The 25097-nt window shown below is 42.2% G+C and carries 20 protein-coding genes; 6 read left to right on the plus strand and 14 right to left on the minus strand.

The annotated features are described in order from the left end of the window. Window positions 1-80: 80 nt before the first annotated feature. From G496_RS18735 to G496_RS0103765, 4 genes are read right to left on the minus strand one after another with little or no spacing between them, the layout of a single operon-like run. The gene (locus G496_RS18735) at window positions 81-2075 is read right to left on the minus strand and encodes a heparinase II/III family protein (protein ID WP_051294811.1); all 1995 of its coding nucleotides are present in this window, start codon (window positions 2073-2075) and stop codon (window positions 81-83) included. A 34-nt stretch (window positions 2076-2109) separates the two neighbouring features. Further along, on the minus strand, window positions 2110-3390 hold the full coding sequence (locus G496_RS18740) for an O-antigen ligase family protein (RefSeq protein ID WP_051294812.1): 1281 nt from the start codon (window positions 3388-3390) through the stop codon (window positions 2110-2112). A gap of 4 nt (window positions 3391-3394) precedes the next feature. Further along, window positions 3395-4405: a sulfotransferase family protein gene (locus tag G496_RS0103760; protein WP_027178104.1), complete on the minus strand. Its 1011-nt coding sequence runs from the start codon at window positions 4403-4405 to the stop codon at window positions 3395-3397. Next, window positions 4402-5502 (minus strand): glycosyltransferase family 4 protein, encoded by a 1101-nt coding sequence (locus tag G496_RS0103765; RefSeq protein WP_169725728.1) that lies wholly within the window; start codon window positions 5500-5502, stop codon window positions 4402-4404. The genes G496_RS0103760 and G496_RS0103765 overlap by 4 nt, the downstream gene beginning before the upstream one ends. 289 nt (window positions 5503-5791) lie before the next feature. Between G496_RS0103765 and G496_RS0103770 the strand changes: the two genes are divergently transcribed. Continuing rightward, entirely contained in the window at window positions 5792-8062 is a 2271-nt protein-coding gene (locus G496_RS0103770) for a GGDEF domain-containing protein (protein ID WP_027178106.1), read from the plus strand. Window positions 8063-8085: 23 nt separating this feature from the next. Here the strand turns inward: G496_RS0103770 and recD2 are convergent, their stop codons facing one another. The 6 genes from recD2 to G496_RS0103800 all read right to left on the minus strand — a co-directional run bounded on the left by recD2 (window position 8086) and on the right by G496_RS0103800 (window position 14982). Then, a complete protein-coding gene (gene recD2, locus G496_RS0103775) occupies window positions 8086-10284 on the minus strand; it encodes an SF1B family DNA helicase RecD2 (RefSeq protein WP_027178107.1) in 2199 nt (732 codons plus the stop codon). Window positions 10285-10298: 14 nt separating this feature from the next. After that, complete coding sequence (gene recR, locus G496_RS0103780) at window positions 10299-10904, minus strand: recombination mediator RecR (RefSeq protein WP_027178108.1); 606 nt, start codon at window positions 10902-10904, stop codon at window positions 10299-10301. 181 nt (window positions 10905-11085) lie between these two features. Continuing rightward, a complete protein-coding gene (locus G496_RS0103785) occupies window positions 11086-11397 on the minus strand; it encodes a YbaB/EbfC family nucleoid-associated protein (protein WP_027178109.1) in 312 nt (103 codons plus the stop codon). Window positions 11398-11435: 38 nt separating this feature from the next. Beyond that, the gene (gene dnaX, locus G496_RS0103790; protein ID WP_027178110.1) at window positions 11436-13415 is read right to left on the minus strand and encodes a DNA polymerase III subunit gamma/tau; all 1980 of its coding nucleotides are present in this window, start codon (window positions 13413-13415) and stop codon (window positions 11436-11438) included. 94 nt (window positions 13416-13509) lie between these two features. Then, on the minus strand, window positions 13510-14433 hold the full coding sequence (locus G496_RS0103795) for a branched-chain amino acid transaminase (RefSeq protein WP_027178111.1): 924 nt from the start codon (window positions 14431-14433) through the stop codon (window positions 13510-13512). A gap of 240 nt (window positions 14434-14673) precedes the next feature. Then, window positions 14674-14982 carry an isoamylase early set domain-containing protein gene (locus tag G496_RS0103800; protein WP_027178112.1) on the minus strand — a complete coding sequence of 103 codons (309 nt, stop codon included), beginning with the start codon at window positions 14980-14982 and terminating at the stop codon, window positions 14674-14676. Window positions 14983-15325: 343 nt separating this feature from the next. Between G496_RS0103800 and G496_RS0103805 the strand changes: the two genes are divergently transcribed. From G496_RS0103805 to G496_RS0103825, 5 genes are all read left to right on the plus strand, one after another. Then, entirely contained in the window at window positions 15326-16495 is a 1170-nt protein-coding gene (locus G496_RS0103805) for an aminotransferase class I/II-fold pyridoxal phosphate-dependent enzyme (RefSeq protein ID WP_027178113.1), read from the plus strand. 75 nt (window positions 16496-16570) lie between these two features. Beyond that, complete coding sequence (locus tag G496_RS0103810) at window positions 16571-17854, plus strand: homoserine dehydrogenase (RefSeq protein WP_027178114.1); 1284 nt, start codon at window positions 16571-16573, stop codon at window positions 17852-17854. 50 nt (window positions 17855-17904) lie between these two features. Next, entirely contained in the window at window positions 17905-19083 is a 1179-nt protein-coding gene (locus G496_RS0103815) for a cofactor-independent phosphoglycerate mutase (protein ID WP_027178115.1), read from the plus strand. Window positions 19084-19090: 7 nt separating this feature from the next. Continuing rightward, window positions 19091-19531: an acyl-CoA thioesterase gene (locus G496_RS0103820; RefSeq protein ID WP_027178116.1), complete on the plus strand. Its 441-nt coding sequence runs from the start codon at window positions 19091-19093 to the stop codon at window positions 19529-19531. Window positions 19532-19625: 94 nt separating this feature from the next. Then, window positions 19626-20411 carry an amidohydrolase family protein gene (locus tag G496_RS0103825; protein ID WP_027178117.1) on the plus strand — a complete coding sequence of 262 codons (786 nt, stop codon included), beginning with the start codon at window positions 19626-19628 and terminating at the stop codon, window positions 20409-20411. An 83-nt stretch (window positions 20412-20494) separates the two neighbouring features. Here the strand turns inward: G496_RS0103825 and G496_RS0103830 are convergent, their stop codons facing one another. The 4 genes from G496_RS0103830 to G496_RS0103845 form a co-directional block, all read right to left on the minus strand. Then, window positions 20495-20974 (minus strand): cytochrome c3 family protein, encoded by a 480-nt coding sequence (locus G496_RS0103830; protein ID WP_027178118.1) that lies wholly within the window; start codon window positions 20972-20974, stop codon window positions 20495-20497. Between the two features lie 542 nt (window positions 20975-21516). Next, entirely contained in the window at window positions 21517-23058 is a 1542-nt protein-coding gene (locus G496_RS0103835; RefSeq protein WP_027178119.1) for an ABC transporter ATP-binding protein, read from the minus strand. An 8-nt stretch (window positions 23059-23066) separates the two neighbouring features. Beyond that, a complete protein-coding gene (locus tag G496_RS0103840; protein ID WP_027178120.1) occupies window positions 23067-23987 on the minus strand; it encodes an ABC transporter permease in 921 nt (306 codons plus the stop codon). Window positions 23988-24034: 47 nt separating this feature from the next. Then, complete coding sequence (locus G496_RS0103845) at window positions 24035-25093, minus strand: ABC transporter permease (RefSeq protein WP_027178121.1); 1059 nt, start codon at window positions 25091-25093, stop codon at window positions 24035-24037. Window positions 25094-25097: the final 4 nt, after the last annotated feature.

Below are 25097 nucleotides of genomic sequence, written 5' to 3' on the forward strand. Positions count from 1 at the left end.
TGAGTTTATTTAACAAATAACAAATCATTCAGAAACAATTAATTATCAATACATAAAACATACAGTTATAGAAGAGCTTATCATCTCTCAGAATCAGCTATCTTTTCAATTAAAAATTCTACCCTGAGAACAGATGAATTTTTAATTTCCTTTGTACAAACAACAACAGAGCATGGTTCCTTGGCTCCATAAGAACGTGATATCCATCCAAGCGGAGGGTCTTCCTGTCCAGAAATAATCTTTATATCTGAATTTTTTGGAAAGCTCATTGTCATTCTCCAACCGCCATTTTCAGCAACAACAATACCGTTTGAAGGATTTGATAAGCAGCATTTTTCACTGAAATGCCAGAACTGTTCAACAGTATGTGATGATGAACATTCAAGGCGGTCTTCAATTTTAACTATTGAATTTCTCCGCTCAAAAGAAATACTGCGTTCAACTGTCACAGGATCGGATAACCGGGAATATCCGTTATGCATTCCAGTGAAACTTTCAATCGCACCACCTAAAGAAATTTCCAAGGGTTTTGCTTCAGCTTTATCTCTCCATAGAAAATTACCACCAATGACACTCTGATCTTCACCATCCACTCTAATGGTGTTGTGCGCCGAAGTTCCTCTGAAATAATCCCTCCATTTTCTGTCTGTATGATAAGCGTATGTACCGGGATCAATTAAAAATTCATTTCCCCCGGCAGACAGATAAACGGATAAAGCATCAGCATGCCCGTGGGCAGCTAATGATCCCAACCCCAGAGGGCCGCAATCCACAAGAATAAAAATTTCATCCGCTTCATTGAAAGAACTTCCAAGAAGATAATATCCACCGTGTCTGAAACGTCTGCAACGGCTCATAGCACGGTCACCGGCTTTGCGTTTCTTTACAGCCGCAGGATTCCTTCCAAGCAGACTTCTGGTTTTTAAATCCTCTTTGCCCACTCTGGCTCTTAGTGATTTGCGGATAAATAAAATCCCACCGGTTGCAAGAAGGGATTTGTATGGGCATTCCCCGTAAGGGAGAAGTCCGGTTACAAACCCGTCATCGGCATCGCCTATCATCGGGACATTGCCTTTGCTGTCCATTATCGCACCGATAAACGAGATCATTTTTCTGACAACAGATAAATAGCCTTCTGAAAAGGACTCCCGGTGTGATGTCCATGCAACAAGCAGAAAATCAAGTACAAATTGCTGATAAGACACAGCTTGTTCCGCATCAATGCCATCAAGATGAATCTGTCTGCGGACCTCTACTTCAAGAATGTCTCTGGTCAGAATCCTCCACTGAGAGCAATCTTCCCAGTAAGGCCATGTCGCACACGCTGTAAATAATCCTGCAGCTTCACCTATCAGATGGTTATTCGCCGAAGATCCTTTTGAAAACCATCCGCGTATAAAATCCATGTGCCTGTATATGGATTCAAGCCATTCTTTTTTGAAAAATCTGCCGTCTTCGTCTTTAAAAATTTTCGAATCCTTGCCACCTATATACTGCCATGCCAGCGCCCAGTTTATAAGGCGGATAGCCAGCTCAAGAGAGCTGGACCACTGGGGACCGTATAAATAAGGGCACTGTTTTAGCCATGACCGAATCATTTTTTTTACAGCATCAAGATATTTATCATCTCCTGTAAGGCTGTAAGCCCGTGCAATAGGCACTACCTGCAAAAACCTTGAAGGCTCCCAGAGATACTTGCTGTCACCAACAATTGCTGTATCTCTGTAATCAAGAGTCTTACCGAATTTCAAAGGAGCTTTTATTCCAGTTAAAGGATCTGTATTCCAATCAGGCTCTATACACGGATAAAGATGCTCAAGCGAAAACAGGTGCATCCCTTTTTCAAGCAGATCATCCGCAATTTTAACACATTCTTCACGACTGTCTGCAAGAGCGTCAAAAGGAAGCCATCTTCCATCATCTTTATCTAGTTTAGGAGAAGCGACTCTTCTTACTCTAAAAAGACCTATTCTCTGTAATCTTGAATAAGCAAGATTTCTGAATCTCCAGCAAATTTCAGCCGGCCCCATTGCTCTCAACCGGTAAAAAAACCAGAGAGCTTTGGCAGAATTCATAAAACTCCCCTTTACTTTAAAAATACTAGGCTGGTTACCCTATCAAACGACTTTTTTTCGCCTTCATATCCAAAGCATGGGCTTCTTCAATCTGCATATCGGTCTGCTGTTGTTCATGGATGGGCAATTCAATATATGAAAGTACAATGTAGTACATCTGCCCGAGTCCAAATCTTACAACATAGCTGTTACTGACGCAGTTCATGAAAAATACGGCGAAAAACAGGGCAAGGAAAATATACTTTTCCCTACCCTCAAGTCGTCGAATTTTTTGAAACATAAAAAATTGCATCAGAATAAATATTATAAATCCGATAATTCCGGTCTGCATCAGAACTTCAAGCAGGTCATTATGGCTGTTCCAAACATCGTCACCGAGATTGCTGCTGTGGATATTTCTTCTGTTACCTATACCAGCACCTGCAAGTTTTCTATCAAGAGAAAAATTTGAAAATTCGGTGAGGTTATGCATCCAGATATAAGGACGCCCAGAACCGAATCTTTGAGCTGAAGTTTTACCTTCAGCAGCATCAACCATGTCGAAAAAGATTGTATATAATACAGCAGCAGACATTACACCGATAATTCCCACTGCCACAGTAATAATAATCAAAGCTTTTTTATTAATTCTAAATAGATAGTAGTAAACAAAAACAGCTAATCCCAAGAAGCACGTACGCACAAAACTGTTATACAGACAATATAATGCAAGCATGGATAAAACTGTAAAAAAGACTACAGTAAACTTTCTCTTTGACATGGGCTTAAGCTTTGGATCAACGGTACATATAACTGCGTATATGCATATAATCATAAGCAAAAATGTCATGCAATGGGCCATATTATGCGGGTTTACATACACACCTTGAAATCTGTGCAGACCAGTCCAGTACATAACTCTATCAAGTCCCTTACCCTGTACAATAAGAAAAGCACTTGAAAATACTGGAATTGCATAGCCAAGAATCATAATATACAATAATCGTGTATATTGTTGTCGATTTCTTACAATATTTTTCATTACAATATATGTAAAAAACGGCAGTGCAAATTTTGCAGAATCTTTTATATCAGCTTTATCAATATAAAGGACATAGACAAAGAGGCACCATATTATAAAAAAGACTATAAAAAAATCTATTACAGACACATTAATCTGTTTGGTGAATATTAAATTGAGAACATAAGCAGCTATAAGTATAGCGCTCGCAACAACAGCAAAAAATTCTGTTATGTTCAAACCTACTATTTTCCAGCCCAGATCAACAAACATGACGGGTCTGAAAAAGAAAAACAGTGTCAGTAATAAATTCATATTATCAGCAATCTTTTAAAAAGGGTTTCAATCTGCGTATCAGGTATGGCAAAAGTGGTCCACGCTTATGCCTGTTCAAAAACAAGCCTTTTGTCACGGCAAATGGAGCCGTTAAAAAGAGCCACAGGATCTTAAACTTCGAGCACGCTACTTTTTCAATTTCATAACCAGCCAATTCCATCTCTTTACCTGCAATAATCTGCATCACAGCTACGTCAATATACGAAAGCTGTTCTCTCCACTTACCAACAGAACTTGAAAAAATGCCCTTTTGCCCTGCGTTGAGAGATGATGAATTATTGCAAGAGACATTCAGCATCTCCGGATAAAATTTTTCCTTTAACCCCGCACAAAGATTTCTAACCATTTTCTCTGGTTCGGTTACGAGATCTTCATACTTCAATATGGTTAAATTTTCAGGCGGAACCTTTTTTTCAAGTCCGAGTATCTTTTCCATTGAAGACTTCCATTGCAATGAAGTTATCACCGGATGATAAAGACTTTTAAGCCTTACAGCTTCCATTCCCTTGCGCACTTTCCATTTCTCTTTATACGAAAGCATAAAGTCACGAGGATCGCGTACACATGCTATAATATGCGCATCAGGATAAAATGAAAGAATATCGTCAATATTGTAAAGGTCTCTCGGAGTATGATTTCCCCAGCGTAATTTTCCGGCCTCGCGAGTCTGAACATCCATAAAAACATTCAGCACATCTTTATAATCAGAACAATCGGAAAAGGCTTCAAAATCAAGTGGTCCTTTGGAAAGGTCTTCTACTCTTTCCTGATCTTCAAGCATGTTGTAGCGACCGTACATATCCATCAGCCGGTTATATATCTTTTTTAAGACATCAAGATCAGGCAATTCCCCTAATTCTTTCCTTGATGAATAAATATCATCAAAAAAATACCCTTCTCCGGGAATATAAATTTCCGGATGCCCCCCAACTATTCTAGCTGTTAAGGTTGTTCCTGAACGAGGTGCGCCAACTATGAAAACAGGTGCTTTCAATTTAAAAAATCCTCCGCAATAGCCATATATATCTTTTTAATTTCAAAGCAGACTTTATCGGCTTCATATTTTTCATAAGCTGTGTTTCTTGCATTCTTTGAAATCGCTAAATATTTTTTTTCATCTTCAAGAATACTTATAACACCTTCCGCAATTGCTTTAGCTGTAACTTCCGGGATAACTACAGCAGTCACTCCGGGTTCAACAACATCGGTTATCCCTCCGGCTGCGGGGACGACTGAAACCAGACCTGAAGCCATGGCCTCCAGAAGCGAGACCGGGCATCCTTCTGAAAATTTAGTGGGCAACACAAAAATATCAGCTTTTTCAAACAATTTCTTTTTTGCTTCGCCTGTAACATAACCTGCAAAATGGACATTTCTGAGATTAGCAGACTTTTTTTCAACAAAATCTTTATCTGGTCCATCACCGGCAAAAATCAAGGAGCTTTCAGGATATTTCTCATTAATGAGGCTAAAAGAATCTAAAAGCTCATAAACACCTTTACCTTCAACAATTCTGGACATGAATAGCAGTACAGGCCCTTGGGGGTACCGCTTAAGGCAATCAGAAACGGACTGCTGTTCAAACATTGAACTGAAGACAATTAATTTTTCGGAAGGAATTCCCATTTCAACCAGTGTATCTTTATAACCGGAGGAAAGAACTATTATTTTACCGGCAAGACCAAGCAGCCATTTAAAGAAAAAAGAACAGATTCTTATACTGCTTATTCTGGAGACAAACTCAGGCTTCCAGCCATGAAAAAAGACAAGCACATGACCTTTATAGCCAAAGCAGCGCAAAATGAATAATGGGCCGATTTCCCTCAAAAAAGATTTAGGGTTTAACGAAGGGTTTAAATGAACCAGATCAAAACGATTGAAGCATAACAGAAAAGTAAGGGAAACAAGATCAACCAACGGTTGCAGATAACCGACAATCCCTGTCTGCCACGGTTTTCTTCCGTAGGAAAAATGCCTGATGTCTATTGCACCATTTAGTTTATGTGAAAGCAGGCGGAGAGTATCAACTACCCCGCCATGATGGCCAAGATCTCTTGAGACCATCAACAACTTAAGATTTTCCCGACCCAAACTGATCTCCCGGTTAAACAGCTTTCTCCAACGGGCGCAACAGTAACCGAAAGAGTTAATTTCATCCATAGCAGCACTAAAATTATAACAAAATATTTCAGGCAATCATACCGATTAATAGAATAACCGTAAGAGTACGCACTTTAAAACCGCCATATTAATTTAAACCAAAAGTAACATCTCCGTAACATAAATGGAATTTTCCAGAGTAGGATTCAGCCCCACAGAATAAAACCGCACAGCAATTCAGCAACCAAAGTATATTTAATTTCAATTCAAGGAGCCGCAGATGCTTCAACTTATAAAAAAGACCGGATTTTCATTATCAGGGCACAAGGATTTGAAAAAAAATTCACTGACAGGCCCGGGAATAGGCAGCCTGATTCAAAACGCTAAGAAGCTAGATATACTATATTTTTCAATTAACGATTTTCCTATTTTTGAAAATATGTACGGCCATGAATGGGTAACAAGGGTGGAAAATGAGCTTTCCGAAATTCTTAACAGGGAAGGCTTAAAAAAATTAAAACATCAGAACTTCCACATATTCACCTTTAATCATGGCGAATTTTTTATTCTTAATCCGTTGGAGCATACTCATAGTTCAACTCTGGAACAACTCGCCTACGAAATTAAAGTAGCTATAGAAAATGCTCTAAAATCAGATCAAATAAGTAAAATTGGAAATACCGTAACCATTAATTCAGGATACAGTGTATACAAAGCATCACATTCTGATGATAGCTCATGGATAGGATTCCTTTCGGCAATAGGCGACGCCAGACTTGAGGCTCAGAAAAAAACAGATTTCGGGAACCTTGAACTGGGAGAAGAATTCCTGAAGGTACTCAAAGAAAAGAGCATAACCCCTTTATTTCAGCCAATTATTGATCTGCAAAATCAGGGAATTCTAGGTTGGGAGGCTTTGTCCAGAGGACCAAAAAACTCTCCGTTTCACTCTCCTCTCACCCTTTTTGATATGGCAGAAAATCTCGGAAAACTATTTCCACTTGAAAAAATATGCCGTGAACTGGCAATCACAGAATTCGGACAGGTTCTTCCACATCAGAAACTATTTCTAAATATTCACCCGAGAACAATTGGGGACCCTAATTTTTCTCCCGGTGAAACAATCAGACTCCTGAACAGATACGGGTTGCAACCCGAAAATATTGTTTTTGAAATAACAGAAAGGCACAGTGTAAAAGACTTTAAAAATTTTCATCAGACCATGGAGCACTATAGAAATCAGGGCTACAATATAGCTATTGATGATGCCGGGACAGGTTACTCCGGTTTATGCACCATAGCGGAAATCAAACCTGATTATATAAAATTAGATAAATCGTTCATTGATAACATTGATACAAATAAAGTCAGCCGTGCTCTGATTGAAACATTTACCGACTTTGCCAACAAAATAGGCGCAAGAGTCATCGTTGAAGGGATAGAAACAAAAAGTCAGGCTCTTGCTGTTACTGATATGGGAGTTCATCTGGGGCAGGGATATTTTTTTGCCAGACCGGGTAATCCCAGACCTTCAATACGAGAAGAAGCACTGCATATAGGGGCTTTTTCAAGAATAAAAACCGAAACAAATGTCTGCCGACTCCCTGTCTCAACCCTTGTCCGTAAGACTGACTCTGTAGAATATGACACTCCTGTTCCACTGGTTCAAAACATCTTTGATCAGACAGGCCCTGTCAGCAGTGTAGTGGTTGTTAATAACTCAACACCATTCGGGCTTGTAATGGATTACAACCTTAACCGACACCTTTCTGGAAAATTCGGAGTGGCCCTCTACTCAAACAGACCCATAACCGCTGTTATGGATAATAAACCTCTTATTGTAGATCACCTGTCACCTGTAGAGCAAGTTTCAAAGCAGGCAATGGCAAGAGAACGCCAGAAAGCTTATGATGATATAATTGTAACCCGCAATAACGAACTTATTGGAGTCGTGTCAGTTCAGAAACTTCTGGACACACTTGCCCATGCTCAGGTTGAAATGGCCAGAGGCACTAACCCCCTTACAGGGTTGCCTGGAAACCTTGATATCGAGCGTGAAGTTGAAAGGCGGATGAAACTGGATCAAAAGTATAGCATTATATACGCAGATCTAGACAACTTTAAAGTTTACAATGATACATACGGGTTCAAGAACGGCGATAAAATAATACTGCTGATTGCAAAAATTCTTGAATGGGGTGTTTGCAAGCATGGTTGCGAAGATGATTTTGTCGGCCACATAGGCGGAGATGATTTTGTAGTCATAACACATCCTGAAAAGGCTGAAAGAATCTGTCAGTCCATTACCAGATGTTTTAAACGCGCCGTAAAATCAAGCTATAATAAAGAGGACGCTTCAAGAGGCTGCATGGAAGGAAAAGGACGAGATGGTAAAGCAGCCAGATTTCCACTTGTTTCCGTTTCACTGGCCATTCTCGACTGTGATCAGAACCTGTCATTAAGCCATATTGCAGAACAGGCAGCATCCCTAAAAAAATGGGCTAAATCAATTGAAGGCAACTGTTTCGTCCGTGAACGCCGGAAAAGATAAAAAGCCCTTCAAGTTATCGGAGACTATAAAGAATTTTCTTCAAATATTCTCTTTATCCTGTAACGGAGATGTGTAAACCTTTTACCTGCGGTCACGTTATTAAGTCCTATCTGAAAAGCTTTATTGCCACCGACAAGAACTGCCAGCCTTCTGGCTCTTGTCAGAGCAGTATATAAGAGATTGCGCTGCAATAAAAGATAATGCTGGGTAACCACAGGCATAACAACCGCCGGATACTCACTTCCCTGCGACTTATGCACACTTACAGCATAAGCAAGTGAAAGTTCATCGAGCTCGGAGCTTTCATAATGAACAATATTGCCATCAAATTCAGCCGTTAGCTCTCCCTCTTCTTTATCAATATAAAAAACTCTTCCGAGATCACCGTTAAAGACTTCTTTTTCATAATTATTGCGAAGCTGAAGTATTCTGTCACCAACTCTAAATTCGGTATTGCCTCTGGTGAGCACAGCTCCTTTAGCAGGATTGAGTTTCTCCTGAAGGACCTGATTAAGTCTCTGGGTTCCGACCTCTCCTTTATGCATGGGAGTCAGAACCTGTATATCTGTCATTGGGTCAAGAAAATAACGTTCCGGAATCCTTTCACAAACACTCTGGACAATCATATCCTGTACTTTCTGCAGATTTTCCTGAGGTATCCAGTAGAAATCTGATTCAGGAGCTTCCTTGGGATGATTCAATGGGAACTCACCGTCATTGATGCGGTGAGCGTTGACAACAATATAGCTTTCCTGCGCCTGCCGGAAAATATGGTTTAAAACAGCACTTGGAACCTGCCCGCTCTGTAAAAGATCTGAAAGGACATTTCCCGGTCCGACTGACGGCAACTGATTTACATCGCCGACAAAGATAACCCTGCATGTAAGCGGAACAGCCCTCAACACAGCCAGACACAGCTGACAATCAAGCATTGAAGCTTCATCAACAACTAAAACATCAGCTTTAAGTTTCTGGTCTTCATTGTAAAAAAAACCTCCGGATTCCGGGGTAAACTGGAGCATGCGATGAATGGTTGTCGCCTGACGTCCGGTTGCTTCCGAAAGACGTTTAGCGGCCCTTCCGGTAGGTGCGGCAAGTTTGACTTTAAGCCCCAGCTCTCTGAGAGTGGTCACAACTGCTTTTGTGATGGTGGTTTTTCCAGTTCCCGGTCCACCGGTTATAATAAAAAATTTATTGATACAGGCATCAAAAACAGCTTCACGCTGCTCATCAGAAAGTTGAAAACCTAATTTTTCTTCAACTTCTGGCAAAACCTGTTCAACTTTTTCCCTGCTTACAGGTGAGGGATGGTTAACCAGACCATGAAGCCTTTTGCAGATTTCTTCTTCAAAGCGGTAGAAATGCATTAGAAAAACAGCCTGCTCAATATCCTGTTCTGGCAGGTCTTCTATGCGGATTCTCTTTTTGTTTTCGAGATTATCCAGACCATCTTCCACTCTTTCACAATCCACTCCGCCAAGTTTGCCGCAGACATCCGCCATGAGCTTATCCTTTGGATAAAACATGTGCCCGCCACGTTCACTGACAGAAAAAAGAGTGTAGATAATTGCAGCCTCGATCCTTTCAAAAGAATCAGGGGCAAAACCAAGCTTAAGAGCCATTGTATCAGCGGTTTTGAATCCTATGCCTCTGATATCATAGGCAAGTTCGTAAGGATTTTCGCTAATTCTGGCTACCGACTGTGAACCGTAAAGATTGAAAATTCTAGCTGCGTAAGTAGGTGAAACATCATGGGAATGCAAAAACAGAATAAGATTTTTAATTTCCCTCTGGGAACTCCATGATTCCTTTATAACATCAAGTTTTTTTTGAGATATACCTTTAACTTTGAGCAGTTTTTCAGGCTCATCATCTAAAATATCAAGCACATCAATACCAAAAGTGGAAACCATCTCAGTTGCAATGGCCTCTCCCACCCCTTTAATGGATGATGACTTTAAAAACCGTATAACACCGGCTTCAGTCGCCGGGCGTACTCTTTCATGATAATCAGCTTCAAACTGTCTTCCAAATTTTGGATGCTGCTTCCACCTTCCGTGAACAACGATGTTGTCACCAGCAGCAACACCGGGAAGTATCCCGACAACAGTTATCTGTGAAGATTCTTCCTTAGAAGCAATTCGACAAACTGTATAATTATTATCTTCATTATGGAAAATTACGTTACGAACTTCCCCGGTTAATGAATCTTCTTCAGCCATAGAGGCCACCTGCCCTAAAGTTTCTGGCGGTACTCCAAAGACTGCCGCAAAGTTTCCTTATCTGTATATTTTACCTCTGAACCTATGGGGATACCCTGCGCCAGACGAGTCAATTCAATATGCGGAAACCGCTCATCGAGCACATTTTTCAGGTAAGATACAGTTGCTTCAGCATCAACAGTGGCCCCGAGAGCAAGGATTAATTCCTTCACTTCTCCCTTTTCAAGTCGCTTAAAAAGCAGCTCGAATTCAAGATTCCCCGGCGAAACTCCGTCCAGAGGAGAAAGCAGGCCTCCAAGAACCAGATAATAGCCGCGGTAAAGGCCCATTTCTTCAATAGACAGCAAGGAATCCCATTCTGACACAAGACACAGCTGTTCACGGTTACGCTCAGGGTCAGAGCATATAGGGCACGGACAGGTTTCAGTAATGCTTGCGCATTCTTCACAGATGCAAAGTTTTTCACGCAAATCGATTATGCTTTGTCCAAGTCCCGTGACTTTTTCACGAGGCATCTTCAAAAGGGTCAGAGCTATACGCATAGCGGACTTAGGCCCTAATCCCGGCAAATGAGCAAGCTGCTGCGCAACTTCTCTCAAAGGAGCTGGTAGATTTTCCATTTTTCCCTGATTAATCAGCTTGAGAGCAGATTCAATGAAAAGATTTATACCCTATGGGAAATAACACATCCACAGGACATATTAAGAATCAGTAAAAAAACCGCACATCCGCCCCCATAAACGAGGCGGATGTGCAAAAAATGTAAGCATATATCGCAATAAAGCAACAGGTCGATATGAACTAAAACATACCCGGAATATTCAGACCACCGGTAATCTGGCCCATTTCAGATTCCATCATTGCTTTAGATTTTTTAAGAGCCTCATTAACCGCAGACAAAACCAGATCCTGAACCATTTCTACATCACCGGATTCAACAACTGTAGGGTCAATAGTGATTGAGCGTACTTCCTGAGCACCGGTAACCTTCGCGGTAACCATTCCTCCACCGGCAGTAGCTTCAACTTCGCGTTCTTTAAGTTCATCCTGAAGTTTAGTCATTTTGCGCTGCATAACCTGAGCCTGACGCAGCATATCGTTCATACCTTTCATTATATTCTCCTCCTGATAAAATTCAAATTACAATAAATTTACTTTTTCCTGCGTTCAACAGAAACAATTGAAGCTCCGAATGTATCAATCACCCTTGCTATATCCGGATGTTCCTCAACCTCTTTCCGCAAATCACTGCTGGATTTGCGTGCGGTCCCTTTTCGTATTTTAAACTCGATAACGATATCGGGTCCGAAATATTCTTTAGAAAACCTCTTGATTGCGGACAGGCTTTCACTGTCAGTAATCTGATCGTGATGGAAAGGATTAGTGCAGGTCAAAATAAGTTTATTGTCGACCAGCTTACCATTACATTTTTTTAACCCGATCAAAAAACCGTTTGCCCCGTTTTCAGCTGCATACTTTAAAAAACCATCAAAACTCTTCTCTCCTGAGATATCTGAAGAGACAGCTGGCCCTTTTACAACCCTACTGGTTTCTGATGCTTTTTCAGCTGAAAATTCATGCCCGGTATTATCAGGCATGGGAGAAAATTCTTTATTGTCTGCTGCATTATTTACAGCAGTAACAGAATTAGAATTTTGCAACGTGTTAGAATCATTTAAAACAACAGAACTATCACCCTCAGGATTATTTATATCTGCCGTTAGCCCACCCGTATTAGGCTCCGTTGAAGAGGAATCTGAAGATTCTCCTGCAGAAGAAGATGAACCTGATCCGTTTTCACGCTGAGCACCGGAAAAACCGCGCCCCTGCCCGGACATCATTCCGGGATTGACCGCATCCATGTTTCCGGAATGAGCAGCCTTGCCGTTCGGACTTCCCGACTGGGGTCTGGAAAGATTTCTTCTATGCCCCGGGGTTTCAGCATTGGAATTTCTCGGAGCTGCAGATCCGGGTCTGGCCTGATTCTGTTGCCCGGCTCCACGCGAAATCATGGAACCGCATTTCTCCATGGAAATGAGATCAGGAAGATTGGCCATGTTAAGAAGCAGAAGTTCCAGAGCCAGAGCAGGTTCAAGACTTGTTAAGACCTTTCTCTGTCCGTCTACGGTCATCTGCCAGCAGGCATGGACAAAAGAACGGTCAAAAATTTCAGCCCAGCGCATAAACTCCTGCGCTTCAGCTGAGGAAAGTTCAAGCAGAGGAACGGCTCTCTCCCCCGATTGTCCGATAAGAAAAAGATTGCGCCAGAATGAACCTAGCTCCCTTATGAAAAATCCAAGATCGAGTCCCTGATCAAGAACCTGTCGGACAACTTCTCCGACAAGGACAAGGTCACGATCGTGAATGGCCTGCATAAGAGTGAAAAAAACATCCTTTCCTGCAAGTCCCAGAATACTCCTGATGTCAGCTTCAACCAGACGGTCATTACCAAGAGCCAGAACCTGCCCAAGCAGAGACATGGAATCCCTGACACTGCCTGCTCCTCTTTTCGCAATAAGAGAAACAGCACCTTTCTCGTAGTCTATATTTTCCTTGTGCAGGATATTTTCCAGATGATCAGTCAGTTCCGGCATGCTCAGCATTTTAAAAGAGTAATGCTGGCAGCGGCTGATAATGGTGGCAGGAAACTTATGAGTCTCAGTAGTAGCCATTATAAATGTGGCATGCGGCGGTGGTTCTTCAAGAGTCTTGAGCAGAGCATTGAATGCCTGAGTCGTCAACATATGAGCTTCATCTATTATGAAGACTTTGTAGCGACATTCAATAGGAGCATAGCCTATATCCTCTTTCAGTCGTCTGGCATCTTCAACTTTACCGTGTGACGCAGCATCAATCTCGATAACATCAACGCCTATACCGGCAGTTATCTGTTTGCAGTGCACACATTCGTTGCATGGTTCAGCTGCAGGACCGTTGGCACAATTCAAAGCCTTGGCAAAAATTCTGGCTATTGTAGTTTTGCCGACCCCTCTGGTTCCGCTGAACAGATACGCCGGGGCAACTTTATCCTGCGCTGCTGCGCGGGAAAGTATTGTTTTAACGGCTTGCTGCCCCGCAACTTCAGCAAAAGTCTGGGGACGATATTTAGCGGTAAGGCTGGCTGTGCTCATAGGTAGCTCTGAAACTCCGGGAATTTATTAAAAAGTTCGTTCCGGAACGAAAACGTCCCGGAACGAAAACATATCTGAATCAAATTAATTAAAACTAAATTTCGTAATAATCGAGCCACTCGGAGTAATCGGAATTAGCACCTTTGACAATATCAAAAAACTCTTTCTGGAGTTTTTCAGCAACTGGACCGCGGCGTCCGGCACCGATTATCCTATTATCAACTTCACGGATAGGTGTAACTTCAGCAGCAGTACCGGAGAAGAAAGCTTCATCGGCTGTGTACAGTTCATCACGGGTGAAAAGCTGTTCCTGAACTTCATATCCCAATGATTTCATCAGCTTCATAAGGCTGTCACGAGTGATACCACGCAGAACCGAGGTCAAAGGAGTTGTCTTGATGACTCCATCTTTGACTATAAAAATATTTTCGCCTGTAGCTTCAGAAACGAATCCCTGCGGATCAAGCATCAATGCTTCATCATATCCGTCAGTTACAGCTTCCATCTTGGCAAGAACCGAGTTTACATAGTTACCGCAGGCTTTAGCTTTAGTCATCATAGCATTTACATGATGCCGGGTAAAAGAAGATGTTTTAATGCGGATACCTTTTTCAAGAGCATCTTCACCAAGGTAAGCACCCCAGTACCATGTTGCGATACAGACGCGTATAGGACAGGTTCCGGGATGTACTCCCATTGAACCTTCGCCGATGAAAACAAGAGGTCTGATGTAGGCTTCTTTATGACCATTTATACGCAGAGTTTCAATAATAGCGGTTTCAATCTCTTCCACGGAGAAAGGTATTTTTATTCCGAGAATTTTTGCCGAGTCAAACAGACGGACAACATGTTCCCTCAGTCTGAACACAGCCGACCTTCCATCAGCAGTGTTGTAGGCACGTATTCCTTCAAAGACACCAACACCGTAATGAAGAGTATGAGTCAGAACATGAACCTGAGCTTCATCCCACGGAACGAATTCACCATCAAACCAGATTTTTTCTGCTTTTTGTACCATCATATCCCCCTTTTAATACATCTCTATAATCTAGTGTGTAACCAATTTTACAGTCCGGATTATTTTTTTGATGAAGAGGATGAAGCTAAAAAAAAGAGTCGCCAAGGTCAAGAAGGATCAACTATAAAGCAGTCCAGATTCCAGATGAATTCATATAAAATTCAATAAGAACTTCCACAGCTGTCAGAAAATACAGCCATCAGCCCCTTAATTAACCAGTTCTGGCTGGTTATGGCTGAATCAGACTGAAACAACCGAATTATCGGTATCAGCGTATGGAGAAGGTTCATAACTGTCAGCGTCAGTATCATTAAGCCAGTTTTCATGACCAACCAGATACCGGAACTGATAATCCTGATTTGTAGCCAGATCCACTGTTACGGTATATTTACCGGACTTCAGTTTTTTCATGGGAGTTGTGCTTGTATCCCAGTTGTTAAAGTCACCAACAAGAAAAACAGACTCACCATTTTCCACTTCATCTTTCGGGAGTTCAAATTTAACTTTGCAGACGGGCTTTGTCTTAAGAAATTTCTTGGTTATTGCCATTTCTTCCTCCAAAAAGCAGTTCGTTGTATGGATCTAAACAACCTGTAGTTCATAAAGATTATTATTTTTATAGATACTCCATATTTTTTTTCAATGTCAACTAAAGCAGATATTTTTATAAAAATGTAACATCATACAAATTTGTTTATTATATTTTATGTGTCATCTATTTAAAAATAATCCTTTTTTTTCTAAAAAATACATTTTTGGCGTATAAAATACTTTTTCCGTAATAAATGGTGCTTAAAAATTTTTATAACCATCTACACATATTAACTTTGACAGCAAGATTAGGCATGGTTAAAAAGACGATTCAACAATCTAATTGTCAGGAGACATAACCATGGACAACTTCCCGAGAGTTCACCGGCTGCCCCCCTATGTATTTGCCACGGTGAACGAACTGAAGATGCAGATGCGCCACCAGGGCGAAGACATCATTGATCTGGGTATGGGCAACCCGGATATTCCCACACCTAAACACATTGTAGATAAACTGGTTGAGGCGGCGCAAAAGCCCGTAAACCACCGTTACAGCGCGTCCAAAGGTATTAAGGGACTGCGCAGGGAAATGGCCAAGTGGTATCGCAACAGATACGGCGTCGAACTTGATTATGACCAGGAAGTGGTTGTTACCATGGGCGCCAAAGAGGGGCTGGCGCACCTTGCACTTGTTATGCTTTCTCCGGGTGACGTTGTTTTCGCCCCGGATCCGTCATACCCCATCCACCCATACGCGTGTATTATCGCGGGTGCGGATGTAAGACGTATTCCGATGGCACATGACCGTGATTTTATTGAAGACCTCGAGCTTGCTATGCGCCAGACATGGCCCAAACCAAAGCTTTTAATAATAAACTTTCCGCATAACCCGACCGGCATAACCACCGATCTGGCCTTTTTCCAGCGGATTGTTGATTTTGCTAAAGAAAATGACCTGAAAGTAATTCATGATCTGGCTTACGCCGATTTTACCTTTGACGGATATGAAGCTCCAAGCTTCCTTCAGGCCAAAGGCGCAAAGGACGTAGGTGTTGAATTTTTCTCACTTTCCAAAAGCTACTCCATGCCCGGATGGCGCGTAGGGTTCTGCTGCGGTAATGTTGAGATGGTTCAGGCGTTGACAAGAATCAAGAGTTATCTTGACTATGGACTCTTCCAGCCTATTCAGATAGCCGCCAGCGTTGCTTTAAGCGGCCCTCAGGAATGCGTGAGAGAAATCATGGACGTCTATGAGGATCGCCGTGACGCCCTGTGCGAAGGACTGAACCGCATAGGATGGCCCGTAACACCACCGAAAGCCACACAATTTGTCTGGGCTGAAATTCCTGATGAATTTAAAAAACTCGGTTCGGTGGAATTCTCAAAGCTTATGCTCAGAGAATGCAAAGTCGCCGTTGCTCCGGGACTTGGTTTCGGACATTATGGAGACCACCATGTCCGTTTTGCTCTGGTTGAAAACCGCCAGCGCATCAATCAGGCGATAAGAGGAATGAAAAACCTGTTCGGTTAAACACAAATTAAACAAGGCGAAGTCCGGACCACGGGCTTCGCCTTTTCTCACTTAAAACCGCCATTTGAGGTGTAAATGCAGACCGTAAAGTTAGCCCTGGCAGGCTTCGGAACCGTAGGAACCGGAGTAGCCAGAATTCTTGAAGAGAACGAGGAACTTCTTTTAAAACGCAGTGGAATAAAATACGTCATCACATCCGTACTGGTGCGTGATACAGAAAAACAAAGAGATTATATTCCCGGACCGGAAACAAAATTCACCACAAATCCAGAAGACCTCACGGCTGACCCGGAAGTTGATGTTGTTGTAGAACTCATGGGCGGAATAACTTTAGCTAAAGAGATTGTTGTAAAAGCTATAAAATCCGGAAAACATGTAGTCACTGCGAATAAACATCTTCTTGCTGTACACGGCATAGAACTGTTCAAACTGGCAGAAGAATACGGCGTGGGGCTCTATTATGAAGCCAGTGTTGCCGGCGGTATTCCTATTGTTGAATCAATCAAAGAAAGTCTGTGCGTTAATAAAATCAAAAATATAGTCGGAATCCTTAACGGAACTGCAAACTATATTCTCTCCGAAATGACGACCAATGGTCTGGAATTTGATACAGCTCTTTCTCAGGCTCAGGAACTGGGCTATGCAGAAGCCGATCCTACTTTTGATATTGAAGGCATAGATGCAGCACACAAACTTGTAGTGCTTATAAGACTCGCTTACGGTGAAGACTACCCACTTGAGGAACTGCCAGTAGAAGGGATCAGCAAAATCACCGGGCTGGATATTAAACTTGCCCGTGAATTCGGTTACAGAATTAAATTAATCGGTCAGGTTCGTGATGTCTGCGGAAAACTGGAAGCCGGAATTTTCCCGGCACTTGTAAAATATACACTTCTTCTCGCCAGAGTCGGTGGAAATTACAACGCAATCAGGGTGGAAGGAAACGCAGTCGGTCCAGCTTTCTTTCATGGACAGGGAGCAGGAGCTCTGCCTACCGGAAGTGCTGTAGTCGCGGATATAATGACTCTCACTAAAATGGATAAGCCCAATAACACCGGATTCTACAGCTCCGATCTCAAAAAAGCAGATATACTCCCACCGGAGCACGCAACTTCCGAATATTATTTCAGATTCACTGTTGCAGATAAGGCCGGAGTCATGGCCGCAATTTCAAAAATACTGTCTGAGCACAATATTTCCATAGCTCAGGCTGTTCAGAAAGGTGATGCTTCAGGTGTTAACGTTCCTATAGTTTTTCTGACTCACAAGGCCAGAGCTAAAGACGTAAATGACGCCTTAAAGATAATAGATGATATGCCGTTCATAGCTCAAAGCACTATAAGTCTCAGAATTTTATAATTAATTTATTAAAAATATCAATCGAACAAAGAATAAATCGGAAGTTTAAAATGAAACTGCTTTTCCTTATTGAAGACGGAATGGGCGGATGGCCCCTTGATGAGCTGAATAACAAAACAACTCTCGAAGCCGCAAGAACTCCAAACATGGACAAGCTTGCCCGTAAATCCATCATGGGCAGATGTAAAACTGTTCCTGACGGAATGGCTCCGGGATCTGACATTGCCAATATGTCCCTGCTTGGTTTTGACCCGCTCAAATATCACACCGGACGTGGCCCCATTGAGGCTGCAGCTCAAGGTCTTGATCTGGATAAAGATGATCTCGTTTTCCGAATGAATCTGGTTAATCTTACATCACTGGATGAAAATGGGACAATGCTTGATTACTCTTCCGGGCACATCTCTTCTGAGGTCTCAATCCCGATTGTGGAGAAGCTTCAAAGAGAGCTTGGTTCAGAGCTTGTCAGATTCTATCCCGGCATCCAATACCGCCACCTTCTGGTTATAAAAGGCGGAGCTAAACTTGCTGAAAATGATATTGAAATAAGACCTCCTCATGATCTGACCAACAAATCGATCGCTGAAGATGTTGCGGCCTTCAAGGCCAGCAAAATTCTTGAGCCTATTATTTTTAAAGCACACGAAATTTTAAAAAACTCCGGCACAAAGGCAGTTTCAATCTGGCCATGGGGTCAGGGCAAGCCCTTGAACCTTCCTAATTTCAAAGACAAATTCAAAAGAACAGGGGCAGTAATATCTGCCGTAGACCTTGTAAAAGGTCTAGGACGTGCTTCCGGGCTTGAAGTAATTGAGATCGAAGGAGCCACCGGACTCGTAGACACTAACTATGAGGGAAAAATGAAAGCTGCTGTAGACTTTTTAAGTCGTGGAGATTTTGTTTTTCTTCATCTTGAAGGCCCTGATGAATCTGGTCACATGGGAAGTGTTAAAGATAAAATTGCTTCAATTGAAAGGTTTGATTCTCTGGTGTTGGGACCGCTATATGAAAAATTTGGTTCAGACTGTGCCTTTCTTATCGCCTGCGATCACTTTACTCCCATAAAAATTAGAACTCACGATGCTGAGCCTGTTCCTTTCATGCTTAATTACCCCGGAAGTGAGGACTCAGGTCTTGACAGCTTCAGTGAAAAGAACTCTGCTTCAACAGGGTTAAACATAAATAAAGGTGACGAACTCATGGAATGGGTTCTCAAAAGAATATCGTAATAATAAGATGAATAAAAAAAATGATTTTCCAACACCTGAGTCATGGTTGAACCATAGTGTATCCTATGGGGAAACAGATGCAATGGGTGTCGTGTATTATGCTGAATATCTGCATTTTTTTGAAAGGGCCAGAAGCCTTTTCATACGTGAAAGAGGTATGAGTTATTCCGATGTTGAAAAAAGGGGAATTTTTCTCCCTGTACGCGAAGCCAACTGCCGTTACCGGTTGCCGGCTCACTATGATGATCAGCTTCAGATTCGAGTTGGAATAAGTGAATGGAGAAGAGCCTCAGTACTTTTTGTCTACGAAATTTATAATTCAGATAGAACTAAAATCATCGCTACCGGAAGCACGGAGCATGCTTGTGTCGACCCTGAAAGCCGCCGACCGGTGAGAGTCCCTGACTGGCTTAAAGAAATATTCACAATACCTTCTCCGAGCAGTTAATTTAATTTAACATAATTTTTATACAGCCCTGAACAGGTTTGTTCAGGGCTGTAATTCGTTTTGCAATATAATTTATAAAATACGGAGGACTGCTATGCGTATTGATGTCCACACTCACGCTATGCACCCCAAAATATCGGCCAAAGTAGTTAACAAACTGGATGATTACTATCATATTCACCCAGTAGGAAACGGTCGTGTTGATGATCTTCTTAAAAGAGCTGAGAATGCAGGGCTGGACAAAGTTGTAATCCATACCGCGGCGACAGAACCAGCTCAGGTTATCCCGGCAAACAACTGGTCCATACAGATGATGGAATCTGATCCGCATATAATTTCATTTGGGACCATGCATCCTGATTATCAGGAACCGGAAAAAGAGTTCGCCAGACTTGAACGCCATGGCATTAAGGGATTAAAATTCCACCCTGATTTTCAAGGTTTCTGGATGAATGATCCTAAATTCTATGAAATTTTAGAGATGATTCAGGGAAGATTTATAGCAATGTTCCATGTTGGAGATAGAAAACCTCCTGAAAAAAATCCCTCATGCCCGATCAAGCTTGCAGAAATTCATCGTAACTTCCCGGACCTTACTATAATCGCGGCCCACATGGGTGGAATATTTCACTGGAAATGGTCAGCTGAATATCTGGCCGGTTCAAATGTTTACATGGATACATCAAGTGCAATGCCGTACATTGATGACGACTCTTTACAAACAATTCTAAAAAAACATCCGCATGAGAAGCTCCTATTCGGAAGCGACTACCCTCTTTTTGATCCGGGCGAATCAATGCGATTTTTACAACAGAAACTCCACCTGACTGACAGCCAGCTTGAAAGGCATCTCTGCTCTGCTGAAAAACTGTTCCAATAATATAAAACTCCCGCCGGCATCAGCCGGACGGGAGTTTTCTCGCCCCAATGATTCCCTGAGGAATCAAAGATTTTTCTACCTGCTTATTTTTTTACATGACAGATATTGTTTGCACACGGGGTGATCTGAAGATCTGTCTTTCCTTCCTTATTCAGCTTTCTGTGACAGCCACGACAGCTGCGATCACTTGTAGCTGTGTGGAAAGCCTTAAAGTATGAATTATCCTCTCCCTTGTGCTTGAGCTCATCATGACAGCCGGTACTAGCACAGCTCTTGATAGCACTCTTACCATCCCATGTATGGTGGCATTTCACACAGTTAAGACTCTGATGGTCAAAATGTGAAAAATTCACAAGAGGAAAACGTGTAACTCCAAGAGGAGCAGGACGTTTAAACTCAAGATTTACAGGAAAATTAACAACAAGCTTAGGGTTGGTGACTTCAACGCTTTCATCAGAGATGTGGGCTATTTCATCACTGATATGATTGTTGCCTGTAGCGTAAATCACAATCAAGACGGCAAAGACAACCGCCATGACCACATAAACAAAAGGCGTCTTCATAGAAATCCTCCTCATAAAAGTGGTCAATTTGTACTCAATTTCAGCTTTTTTTTCAATAAAAATGAATAGATGATAAATATCCGCAGAATGTATAGACGGAGTGCAAAGTTTCTATTAATATAACAATGCGAAAAAATTCACACAATGTAAAATTAAAGAAATACATTAATCCAGCAATACAACAATAAGAAAAACAATTGTAATGCAGGCACTATCAAAACATAGCAACTAAAAAATATCTTTTAAAAACAACTTTTCTAACGATGTTAAAATCCATATTTTGTGATTCAATTCACATACAACATCAAAGATGATGCAATACGCATCCAAGAAAAAGCTTCTTTTTAGATCACTTTATCATTATTATTTATGCTCAAACGTGCATATATATTTTTAATATAACTTTATTGAAAAAAAATAAGATTTACTGGCTGAAAAAAGACAATTTTGAATCTTTCCCCAATTTTTAAAAAGAGAGATGAGCAATAGCAATCCTGAAACTGAAGAAATAAGTTTTCAGGATTAAGAGATAGATTATAAAATTATTCCCTGACACCGGCCATCATTAGACCGACCTTATCCACTTTTTCAGTATCGTTAACAGAGAACTGATCCATAATCTCACCGCGATACATAACAGCTATACGGTCAGACAACTGCAAAGCTTCATTCAAATCACCGGTAACAAGCAGAACTCCAGCCATCTTGCGAGCTTCAAGAAGACGGTTCCAGACTTCTTCTGTTGCGGAAATATCCAGTCCCTGAGTTGGCTGCTCCGCAACAATCAAATGAGGCTCACGGTAAAGTTCACGCGCCAGAACAAGCTTTTGCAGATTACCGCCGGAGAGCTGCCAGGCTAAAGCCTGAATACGTCCGGGCCTTACGTCATGGTCCTCAACAAGTTTTTTAGCAACCTCTGCGGCTTTATCTCTATGCAAAACAGGACCGGAACAAAATCCCTGCCGGGTTGTAAGCAGTAAGTTATCAACAAGATCAAGCTCACGGGCGGTAGCCAGATCAAGTCTGTCTTCAGGAATATATGATAGAGAATGATTCCAGGTCATTTTAGCAAAAAATTCTCTCCACGCCTTGCCCATGATAAAGACAGAATCCTTGGGTGGCATTCTGAGTCCACAGACGCCTTCAACAAGAGCCTGCTGACCATTACCGGCAACACCGACAATACCCACTACCTCGCCACGGTGAACTTCAATATTTATATTCTTCAGTCCTAAGCCGTTTAATGATTTAACTTCTAGAACCTTATCACCGATTTCAACTTCATTTCTGTCTATTTCAAGAAGGACTTCTTTTCCCACCATTCGGCAGGCAAGATCAGCCTTTGATGTAATCTTTTCACGAGGAACTTCAGAATCCACACATCCGCGCCTCAAAATAGCTACTTCATCAGCAATGGCCATAACTTCTTCCAGCTTATGGCTGATAAAAACAATAGACTTTCCCTGCCTAGTCATAGCCCATAATGCTTCGAAGAGCCGGAATGTTTCGCGCGGAGTAAGGACAGCAGTAGGCTCGTCAAAAATAAGAACCCTGCTTTCACGATAAAGAAGTTTTAAAATTTCAACCCGCTGCTTCTCACCCATAGAAAGCTGGTTTATTCTGGCGTCAGGATCAATCTCAAGTTCGTAGTCTTCCGCTAGTTTTTTTACCCTGCGGCTCATTTCCTTAGGATTAACAAAAAAACCGCCTTCCTGCCCCAGCAAAACATTTTCAGTGACAGTCATGGAATCAACAAGCATAAAATGCTGATAGACCATACCTATACCGGCATTAATCGCATCCTTGGACGACGAAAAATCAACACGCTTCCCGTCAACCTCAATATGCCCTTCGTCTGGCTGAAAACGACCGGCAAGCATACTCATCAAAGTACTTTTACCAGCTCCGTTTTCACCGAGAAGAGCTTTAATACGCCCGGGATAAAGATCGAGTACGATTTTATTATTAGCAACAACTTTGCCGAACCTTTTGGTTATCCCTTTAAGCGAAACAATGGGTGAAGATGAAGCATATTCAGCAGGGGAACCGGATTCAGGACGAATAAATTTTGTGTTGTCAGTCATTTAAATACCTAACCTTCAGGCTCTATATTGATTCCGAGATGAGCCGGGGCATCCGAACCCCTTCCACGCCATGCTGAAAAAATGAGAACAAAAACAGTCAGAGCATAAGGAAGCATCAGAAGCAGTGAAGAAGGAATATGGGTTCCTATGGCTTGAAGCCTTAATTGGAAGGCCATAACACCACCGAAAAGATATGCGCCGAAAACAGCCCTTCCCGGTCTCCAGAAAGCAAAAATAACCAAAGCAACGGCTATCCAGCCTCTTCCTCCGGAAAGATTACTGGTCCATAAATGCGTATAAGCAAGACTGAGATAAGCACCGCCGAGACCAATAAGAAAACCACCGGCCAGCAGCGCCACCCAGCGCAAGCGGACTGATTTCAGCCCTGCTGCCGAAGCCGCCGCCGGCTTTTCACCCACAGCAGTGATGGCAAGACCAAGGCTGGTGCGGTTCATAAACAGCATGAAAGCGATAGGAATGATGAAAGAAATATAAACAAGGATGTCGTGGGAAAAAAAGATTTTACCTAAAATCGGAATGGATGAAAGCAAAGGAATGCTAAGAGCAGAGAATCCCGGAGCAGGCTGGCCGATAAAAGGTGTTCCGAAAAAGTCCGAAAGTCCAAGGCCGAAAATAGTCAGAGCAAGTCCTGAAACGACCTGATTTCCAAGACATGAAATGCAGACCACTCCGTGAACAGCGGCCATCAGCAGTCCGGCCAATCCTCCGCATAAAAAGCCGATCCATGGATTTCCAGTAGTCATACTGGCAAAAAAGGCCGCAAAAGCAGCTACACTCATCATGCCCTCAACACCTAGATTCAATATGCCGCCTTTCTCAGTCATTATCTCGCCAAGCGTGGCATAAAGAATAGGTGTCCCAGACTGTACTGTTGCCGCCAGCAATGGAACTATAAAACTTTCAAGCATGCTTATTACACCCGTATAGACTTTTCATTCACAGGGAAATCCGACCCTTAATTTTTCTTCACAAACTTATACGTAAGTATAAACTGTCCAGCCAGAACCGTCAGCAAAATCAACCCTTCCAGAATTGATCCGAAAGCCGCGGGGACCTGGAGTTCCAGTTGTAAATTTTCAACTCCGACCCTGAGAGCAGCCAAAAGATAGGCAGCCACACCGATGTATAGAGGTTTCAGCCTTGCAAGCCATGCAACAACAATAGCTGTATACCCATACCCGACCATAACACTGGGTTGAAGCCTGTTTACTACAGCGGAAGTTTCAATAAATCCTGCCCATCCGGCCAAAGCACCTGAGACAACCATTACTAAAACGGTCAATCCACCAAAATTCAGCCTTGAATACAAAGCAACTCTGAAACCTTCACCGGCAATTTTAATCTCATATCCCAGCCGTGAGAAACGAAGAAAAGCCCACATGGCAAAACCGGCAGCAATGCAGAAAACAAATCCCCAGTGAAGGCGGCTATCACCGATCTGACCTATTACAGCCGAAGGTGAAAACTCAGCAGTCATCGGGAAACCGTATCCGTTCGGGTCTTTCCATATTCCGAAAACAAGATAATCAAGCAGAAGTATAGCGATATAATTCAGCATGAGAGTGCTGATGATCTCGTTAACCTTCAATTTCAATTTTAAGACAGCAGGAATATATGCCCAGAATGCACTTAATAGTCCTGAGGCAATAAACATAAGGGGCAATAAAATATAAGCTGGCGAATCAGGAAAAGTCAGTGCAGCCCAGGTAGCTCCGATTGTTCCTAAAGCAAACTGTCCTTCGGCACCGATATTCCAGACCTGCATTCTGAACGCGATGGCTACACCAAGAGAACATAGAAAAATCGGAATAGATTTAAGAAGAGCATCTTCCAATGCCCATGAAGCACCAAAGGAACCCTGCCAGAGTACCATTAGCCCGTCCAATGCCGACTTGCCCTGAACTTTGAGTAACAGCGCGCTCAAACCTAAGGAAAAAACCAGAGCGCCCACGACAACTATCGGGGCGCCCCAGTTCCAAGGCTCATCGCGCTTCTGCAAACGATAACCTAACATATAA

The organism is Maridesulfovibrio bastinii DSM 16055, from assembly GCF_000429985.1.
In the GTDB taxonomy this organism is placed as follows: Bacteria; Desulfobacterota; Desulfovibrionia; order Desulfovibrionales; family Desulfovibrionaceae; genus Maridesulfovibrio; species Maridesulfovibrio bastinii.

Bases quoted from the DNA above. Each gene is read 5' to 3' on its own strand.
- G496_RS18735 (WP_051294811.1), bottom strand. From the start codon at position 2,075: ATGAATTCTGCCAAAGCTCTCTGGTTTTTTTACCGGTTGAGAGCAATG.
- G496_RS18740 (WP_051294812.1), bottom strand. From the start codon at position 3,390: ATGAATTTATTACTGACACTGTTTTTCTTTTTCAGACCCGTCATGTTT.
- G496_RS0103770 (WP_027178106.1), top strand. From the start codon at position 5,792: ATGCTTCAACTTATAAAAAAGACCGGATTTTCATTATCAGGGCACAAG.
- recD2 (WP_027178107.1), bottom strand. From the start codon at position 10,284: ATGGCTGAAGAAGATTCATTAACCGGGGAAGTTCGTAACGTAATTTTC.
- recR (WP_027178108.1), bottom strand. From the start codon at position 10,904: ATGGAAAATCTACCAGCTCCTTTGAGAGAAGTTGCGCAGCAGCTTGCT.
- G496_RS0103785 (WP_027178109.1), bottom strand. From the start codon at position 11,397: ATGAAAGGTATGAACGATATGCTGCGTCAGGCTCAGGTTATGCAGCGC.
- dnaX (WP_027178110.1), bottom strand. From the start codon at position 13,415: ATGAGCACAGCCAGCCTTACCGCTAAATATCGTCCCCAGACTTTTGCT.
- G496_RS0103795 (WP_027178111.1), bottom strand. From the start codon at position 14,433: ATGGTACAAAAAGCAGAAAAAATCTGGTTTGATGGTGAATTCGTTCCG.
- G496_RS0103800 (WP_027178112.1), bottom strand. From the start codon at position 14,982: ATGGCAATAACCAAGAAATTTCTTAAGACAAAGCCCGTCTGCAAAGTT.
- G496_RS0103805 (WP_027178113.1), top strand. From the start codon at position 15,326: ATGGACAACTTCCCGAGAGTTCACCGGCTGCCCCCCTATGTATTTGCC.
- G496_RS0103810 (WP_027178114.1), top strand. From the start codon at position 16,571: ATGCAGACCGTAAAGTTAGCCCTGGCAGGCTTCGGAACCGTAGGAACC.
- G496_RS0103815 (WP_027178115.1), top strand. From the start codon at position 17,905: ATGAAACTGCTTTTCCTTATTGAAGACGGAATGGGCGGATGGCCCCTT.
- G496_RS0103820 (WP_027178116.1), top strand. From the start codon at position 19,091: ATGAATAAAAAAAATGATTTTCCAACACCTGAGTCATGGTTGAACCAT.
- G496_RS0103825 (WP_027178117.1), top strand. From the start codon at position 19,626: ATGCGTATTGATGTCCACACTCACGCTATGCACCCCAAAATATCGGCC.
- G496_RS0103830 (WP_027178118.1), bottom strand. From the start codon at position 20,974: ATGAAGACGCCTTTTGTTTATGTGGTCATGGCGGTTGTCTTTGCCGTC.
- G496_RS0103835 (WP_027178119.1), bottom strand. From the start codon at position 23,058: ATGACTGACAACACAAAATTTATTCGTCCTGAATCCGGTTCCCCTGCT.
- G496_RS0103840 (WP_027178120.1), bottom strand. From the start codon at position 23,987: ATGCTTGAAAGTTTTATAGTTCCATTGCTGGCGGCAACAGTACAGTCT.
- G496_RS0103845 (WP_027178121.1), bottom strand. From the start codon at position 25,093: ATGTTAGGTTATCGTTTGCAGAAGCGCGATGAGCCTTGGAACTGGGGC.